Origin of the sequence: Actinomadura roseirufa (assembly GCF_900659635.1) — a bacterium.
GTDB lineage: Bacteria > Actinomycetota > Actinomycetes > Streptosporangiales > Streptosporangiaceae > Spirillospora > Spirillospora roseirufa.
The window spans coordinates 41,350-48,192 of the sequence record NZ_CAACVB010000035.1; the positions used below are offsets into that span (position 1 = coordinate 41,350).

The 6,843-nt window shown below is 74.7% G+C and carries 4 protein-coding genes; 2 read left to right on the forward strand and 2 right to left on the reverse strand.

Features of this window, described 5'->3' with window-relative positions:
- Window positions 1–111 precede the first annotated feature (111 nt).
- On the forward strand, window positions 112–1,464 hold the full coding sequence (locus E1291_RS44580; protein WP_278045248.1) for a sensor histidine kinase: 1,353 nt from the start codon (window positions 112–114) through the stop codon (window positions 1,462–1,464).
- Window positions 1,465–1,748: 284 nt separating this feature from the next.
- On the opposite strand, the gene E1291_RS10870 is transcribed toward E1291_RS44580, so the two are convergent.
- Both E1291_RS10870 and E1291_RS10875 read right to left on the reverse strand, forming a co-directional pair.
- Entirely contained in the window at window positions 1,749–2,888 is a 1,140-nt protein-coding gene (locus E1291_RS10870) for a serine hydrolase domain-containing protein (RefSeq protein ID WP_131737628.1), read from the reverse strand.
- Between the two features lie 109 nt (window positions 2,889–2,997).
- Window positions 2,998–3,894 (reverse strand): NAD(P)-dependent oxidoreductase, encoded by an 897-nt coding sequence (locus E1291_RS10875; protein WP_131737629.1) that lies wholly within the window; start codon window positions 3,892–3,894, stop codon window positions 2,998–3,000.
- A 164-nt stretch (window positions 3,895–4,058) separates the two neighbouring features.
- On the opposite strand from E1291_RS10875, the gene E1291_RS10880 reads away from it, so the two are divergent.
- A partial coding sequence (locus tag E1291_RS10880) for an AfsR/SARP family transcriptional regulator (protein ID WP_131737630.1) occupies window positions 4,059–6,843 on the forward strand: 2,785 nt, incomplete at its 3' end.

The window sequence follows — 6,843 nt, forward strand, 5'->3', positions numbered from 1 at the left end:
CTGAGTAAGGGGCGATCACATGTCGTAACGGTCCCCGGACTCGGGGGATCGGCTGTGCGGAGCGGGGACGCACGAGGGCGGCGGCGCTTCCGCCGATGGTGGAGACGGCTCGTGTTCTCGGTCCGGGGCCGCGCGACGCTCCTCACCACCGTCGTCGCGGGGCTGATCCTGCTGCTGTCGTTCACGCTGTGCATGCTGCTCCTGCGGGACTGGGCGGTGAACAAGGTCGAGGAGACCGCCGAGTCCACCCTTGAGCGGGTCACGTTCGACATCGTCCAGGGCCGGAGCGGCGGCACGCTGAACCCGGCGGACGGCGAGTCGCCGATGCTCCAGGTCGTCAGCGCGGACGGCCGGCGGGTCCTGGCGGCCAGCGAGGCGATCGCCGGCCGCCCGCCGATCGTGCACGCCGACCTGGCCGCCGGGGAGATGCTCGTCGACCGAAGGGCGTGCCCGCGCTTCCTCGACGAGTGCGTGTGGGTGTTCGGGCTGCGGCTCCGGACGTCCCCCTACGGCACCGGGGTGATGGTCCTCGCGGCCTCGCCGATGCCGCGGCTCGCGAGCGCGTGGCTGCTGGCGCTGGCGATGGCGCTGATCCTGGCGGCGCTGCTCGCGCTGATCGCCTGGTGGACGTGGCACACGGTCGGGCGGGCGCTGGCACCGGTCGACCGCATCCGCGGGGAGATGGACGCGCTCAGTGCGGGCGGCCTGGACCAGCGAGTCCTCGTCCCACAGACCGGCGGTGAGATCCAGTGGCTCGCCGAGGCCGTCAACACGATGCTCGGACGGCTGGAGGAGGCGGCGAACCGGGAGCGCCGGTTCATCTCCGACGCCTCACACGACCTGCGGAACCCGATCGCCGGCCTGCACACCCGGCTGGAGGTCGCGCTGACCGAACCGGAGGGCGGCGGCTGGCGGACGATGGTGCGCTCGGCGCTGCGCGACACCGAACGGCTCAACGACATCGTCGTGGACCTGCTGGAGCTGTCCCGGCTGGACGCCCGCGCGCCGCTTCCGGTCGAGACCGTCGACCTCGCCGAACTGGCCCGCCGGGAGGTCGAGCGCCGCCCGGACACCGCGCTGATCACGACCCGGACGGAGCCCGGCGTGGTCGTCCACGCGAGCCGGGTGCGGCTGGCCCGCGTCCTCGGCAACCTACTGAGCAATGCCGAGCGGCACGCAGAGTCACGCATCGAGGTGGTCGTGGCGCGGGAGGCGGGGCGGGCGGTGCTGGCGGTCGCCGACGACGGCGCGGGCATCCCGCCGGACCAGCGCGACCGGGTCTTCGAGCGGTTCGCGCGGCTCGCCGAGTCCCGCCGCCGCGACCCGCAGGGCACCGGGCTCGGGCTGCCCATCGCCCGCGAGATCGCCGAGATCTACGGCGGCACGCTCTCCCTCGCCGACGCCCCAGGAGGCGCCCGCTTCATCATGCGCCTCCCACTGGCCCCCTCCGACCCCACCAACTGAGCCCACTCGCTAAGCCCGCTCGCTAAGCCCACCAACTGAGCCCACCGTCTGGGCCCTCTCTTCGAGCCCGCCATCCGAGCCCGCTCGCCAAGCCCACCAACTGAATCCGCCGTATGAGCCCGCCGTCCGAGCCAGCCGTCCGAGCCCCCATTCGAGCCCGCGCAGTAAGCCCGCCGGTTGCCCCAACCAATTGAGCCCACCGGTTCAGGCTGGCGATCGGACGCGCTGGTCAGTCCGTCGCCGTGGGTCGCGCACTGGGCCCGGCCGGGGACGGTGCTCGGCGGTCAGCCGACGACCTCGGCGATCGCGGTGCTCAGCTCGCCGGTCAGCGGGTCGGCGCCGCCGCCGAGCGGGGTGTCGACGACGTAGCCGAAGGCGACGCCGCGGGACGGGTCGGCGTACGCCTGCGCCCCGGACGCCCCGTCGTGCCCGAACGACGCCGGTCCCGCGTACCGGGCGGGGACGTGGAAGACGAGCCCGAAGGACGTCGGGAACGGCAGCGCCACGTCCTGGCCCGCCGCCTGCACCGCCGTCACCGTCCTGATCGTCTCCTCGCCGATCAGCGGCGCGCGGTCCCCGGGCAGGACGGCCGCGTACAGCGCGGCGAGGCCCCGCGCGCTGCCGAAACCGCCGATGGACGGGACGCCCGCCGCGCGGAACTCCCGCATGCCCGGCAGGTCACCGCGCGGGCCGGACGCCCCGGCCCGCGGGTCGACGTTCATCGCCCGGAGGAAGAACGGCGGCAGCCCGGCGGGCGGCGGGCCGTCCGCGCCGAGGCCGAGCGGCTTGACCGGCACGATCCTCGGCTCCTGCTCCTCGGGCAGCCCGATGAAGAAGTCGACGCCGTAGGGCTCGGCGATCTCGCGGCGGAAGAACTCTCCCAGCGGCAGGCCGGTCACCCGCCTGACCAGCTCGTCGAGCAGCGTGCCGATCGTCAGGGCGTGGTATCCGTGGGCGGTGCCCGGCTCCCAGAGCGGGGCCTGCGCCGCCAGCCGCTCGGCCAGCGGCGCGTGCGCCAGCAGTTCGGGGAACGTGAACCCGCCGTCCACGTTGACGAGACCGGCCTGGTGCGAGGCGAGCAGGCGGACGGTGACGTCCTCCTTGCCGCCCGCCGCGAACTCGGGCCAGTAGCGCGCGACCGGCGCGTCCGGGTCGACCAGGCCGCGGTCGATGAGCACCGCGAGGACCATGCCCGAGGCGCCCTTGGTGGCCGAGTACACGCTCATGATGCTGTCCTCGCGCTGGTCCGGCCCACGCCACACGTCGATGACGCGTTCACCGCCGACGTGGACGGCCAGCGCCGCGTTCACCCCGGGCCGCCCCGAGGCGAACACGTCCCGGACACTCTCGAACCCGGGTTTCACATAACCCCGTACTGAGCCGTCCTGTGCTGAGCCGTCCTGCCCGCCGTGTGCCCCCGCCATGACCGTCCCCGTCTCCGTCCCTCGTCTCCGGCTCGGCCTTCACCGGCCGTCCCCGACCCTAGAACCTCAACCAAGATCAAGGTCAACCGGTTTACGGGGGCGGGACGGGTCAGGAGGCGGCCGTCTCCGGGGTCCGGATCGCCTGGATGACCCCGGCGAGCCCGTTGGAGCCCTCACCGGCGTCGACGGCGCGCCAGAAGAGGTTCCGGAGGGCGGTGGGACCGGCGACGTCGATCCCGGCCTCGCGGGCGGCCTCGATGACGTGGTCGGCGCCGACCGCCTGCATCCGGAGGCTGTTGGCGCCGCCCGGGGAGACGCCCGCGTCGATCTCCTCCGCCATGATGCGCAGGAACCCCATCGGGCCGTCGCTCGCCAGGCTGCCCACCAGGTCGCTCGCGAACGGCCGGTACTGCTCGGCGGAGACACCGGCGGTCTCCAGCAGCGCGATGGAGTGCATGAACGCCGAGAGCGTGGACCAGAACAGGTACAGCTGGGCCTGGTAGTACAGCATCGCGAGGCCCGGGTCCGTCCCCACGTAGGTGGCGTCCCCCAGCTCGCCGAGGGTCTCGCGGTGCCGGTCCAGGACGCTCTCGGACCCGCTGTAGAAGACGTACGCGCCCGGCCGGCCGATGCCCGGCGGCGGGACCATGATCCCACCCGGCAGGAGGTCCGCGCCGTGCTCGGACGCCCAGTCGCTCGCACGGCGCAGCTCGTTCGGGCTCCCGGAGCCCAGGTTGACCAGGACGCGGCCCTTCAGCGCGCCGGTCGCGCCGCCGAGCGAGTCGTACATGGCCGTGTAGTCGGTCTGGCTGATGATGATCAGCTCGGACGCGGCGAGCGCCTCGGCGGGCGTCGCGGCGAGGGTCGCGCCCTGCTCCACCAGCGGCGCCGCCTTGGCCGCCGTCCGGTTCCACAGCGTGACCGGGTGGCCGCTCCGCAGGAAGGTGGCCGCCATCGCCGCGCCCATCGGGCCCAGGCCGACGACCGTCACCGGTGATCTCGACATCGCGTTGCTCCTGAGTTCTCGGTGTTTCTGGTGCTTGTTTCTGGTGCTCGGTGTTTCTGGTGCTGGGTGTTTCTGGTGCTCGGTGTTCCCTCGTCCATCACCCTCGCGCCCGCCGCCACGGAAACGCTTCGGAGCAGTCCGTAGCGTTGATTACGCTGGTCTTCGTGCGTTTCGGGGTGTTGGGGCCGCTCACGGTACGGGCGGACGGCGGGGAGGCCGTCACCGTCCCCGAGCCCAAGGTCCGCACGCTGCTGGCCGTCCTGCTGGAGGGCCTGCTCACCGACCCGGGACGGCCCGTCTCCGCCGACCGGCTGATCGACGCGCTGTGGGGCGACCGGCCGCCCCGCAACCCCACCGGGACGCTCCAGGCGCGGGTGTCGCAGCTCCGCGGCGTCCTGGAAGGCGCCGAGCCCGGTGGCCGGGCGCTGGTGGCGCTGCGTCCCACGGGCTACGTGCTGGACGTCCCGCCGGACGCCGTTGACGCAGGACGTTTCGCGGCGCTCACCGTCCGGGCCGGGGAGTGCGCGGACGCGGCGGAGAAGGCGCGCCTCCTCGGGGACGCGCTGGCGCTGTGGCGCGGGCCCGCCTTCGACGGATTCACCGACGCGGAGTTCGCGCGCGCCGCGTCCGCGGGCCTGGAGGAACGGCGGCTGACCGCGCTGGAGGAGCGCGCCGAGGCACGGCTCGCCCCGGGCGAATCCGCAGGGCCTCCCGGGCGGGTGGCGGCGCAGGTGGTGGACGAGCTGGCCGCGGCCGTCGCGGGGCATCCGCTCCGGGAACGGCTGCGCGCGGCCCACCTGCGCGCCCTGTACCGGTCGGGGCGGCGGGGTGAGGCCCTCGCCTCCTACCACGAGCTGCGTGAACGCCTGGCCGACGAGCTGGGCATCGACCCGGGCCCGGCGCTGGTGGCGCTGTACCAGGCGATGCTCGACGAAGATCCGTCCCTGGACCCGCCGGCGCCGCGGGCTCACCGGGGAACCGAGGCACCCCGGGAAGAGACGCCCCGGGAAGGGGCTCTGCCCGCCGCGCCGCGCGTGCCCGTCCCGCTGGGGGAGCTGATCGGACGCGAGGACGCGGTGCGCCGGGCCCGCGCGTTCCTGGCGTCCGACCGGCTGGTGACCCTCACGGGCACCGGGGGCGTGGGCAAGACCCGGCTGGCCCTGGAGACGGCCGCGCGCTCGGCCGAGGACCACCCCGACGGGGTGTGGGTCGTCGAGCTGGCCTCCGGGCGCCCGGAGACGGCGGCGGAGGTCGCCGAGCAGGCCGCGCGCGTCCTCGGGCTGCGCGACGGCGACGGCTCCGGCGACCCGGTGGAGCGGCTCGCGGACGCGCTGCGGGCCCGCCGGACCCTGCTCGTCCTCGACAACTGCGAGCACGTCCTCGATCCCGTCGCCGAGCTGGCGGAACGGCTGCTGGCCGCCGCGCCGGGGCTGCGGATCCTCGTGACGGCGCAGGAGCCGCTGGGCCTGGCGGGCGAGCGGCTGCAGATCGTCCCGCCGCTGGACCTGCCCGGCCACGGCACCGCGCCCGAGGTGCTGGCGGAGTCTGCGGCGGTCCGGCTGTTCGTCGCGCGGGCCGCCGCGGCGGCGCCCGGGTTCGCGCTGGACGTGGCGTCCGCGCCCTGGGTCGCGTCGATCTGCCGGCGGCTGGACGGCGTCCCGCTCGCGCTGGAGCTGGCGGCGACCCGGGTCCGCGCGCTCGGCGTCAAGGAGCTGGCCGCGCGGCTGGACGACCGGTTCCGCGTCCTCGCCGGCGGCCGCCGCGGCGGGCCCGCGCGGCAGCAGACGCTCCGCGCGACGATCGACTGGAGCTGGGGCCTGCTCACCGGCCCGGAACGGGTCGCTCTGCGGCGCCTCGCCGTCCACGCGGGCGGCTGCACGCTGGAGGCCGCCGAGGAGGTGGGCGGCGCCGGCGTCGACGTGCTGGCCAGGCTCGTCGACCGGTCCCTCGCCGTCCGCGCCGGGGACCGCTATCGCCTGCTGGAGTCCGTCGCCGCCTACAGCCTTGAGCGGTTGGAGGAGTCCGGAGAGGCGGACGAGGTACGGCGGCGGCACGTCCTGTACTACACGGGCCTGGTGGAGCGCGCCGCGGACGGTCTCCGCGGGCCGGAGCAGTGCCGATGGCTTGAGCGACTCGACCAGGAGACCGCCAACCTGGGTGCGGCCCTAGAGCACGCCTCGGACCGTCTCAGCTCGGGAGACCTCGCCCTACGGCTGGTGAACGCGCAAGGCTGGTACTGGTACCTGCGTGGACGGTTCGGAGAGGCCCGGCGCGCGCTCGGCACGGCCTTGACGATCCCGGACGCCGATCCGGCTCCGATTACCAGGGCCAGGCTGATGGAAGCCCGGATGTGGCTGACGGGCATCACGATGGCGTCCGGTGAAGGCACCGACTCCGAGGAGCTGCGCCAAGGGGCGCTGAAGGCGTACGCCCAGGCGGACGGCCTCGCCCGCGCGAAGGCGGAGTGGTTCCTCAGCCACGTCCACTGGCCGTACGGCGACCTGGCCGCGAACGAGGCGCGAGTCAACGGCGCGCTCGCCGTGTTCCGCGCGCACGGCGACCGGTGGGGCACCGCGGCGGCGCTCGCCACCCGCGCCAAGATGCTCATGGGCCACGGTGATCTGGACGGGATGCGGCGGGACGGCACGGAGAGCCTGGAGCTGTTCACCGCCCTCGGGGACGACTGGGGACGGCTGGAGGCCGGGGACGTCCTCAGCCGGCACGCCGAGGTCACCGGCGACCACGAGGCCGCCGGCCGGCTCCGCCGCGCCGAGCTGCGGCTCGCCGAGGAGCTGCGGATGTGGCCCGACGTCGCCTACCGGCTCGGCTGTCTCGGCCGCGTCGCGCTGCTGACCGGCGACCTCGCCGAGGCCCGCGCGCTGCACGAGCGGGCGCTGGCGCTCGCCGTCCGGCAGGCCGCCCGGTCGGCCGCGGAGTTCGCCGAGATCG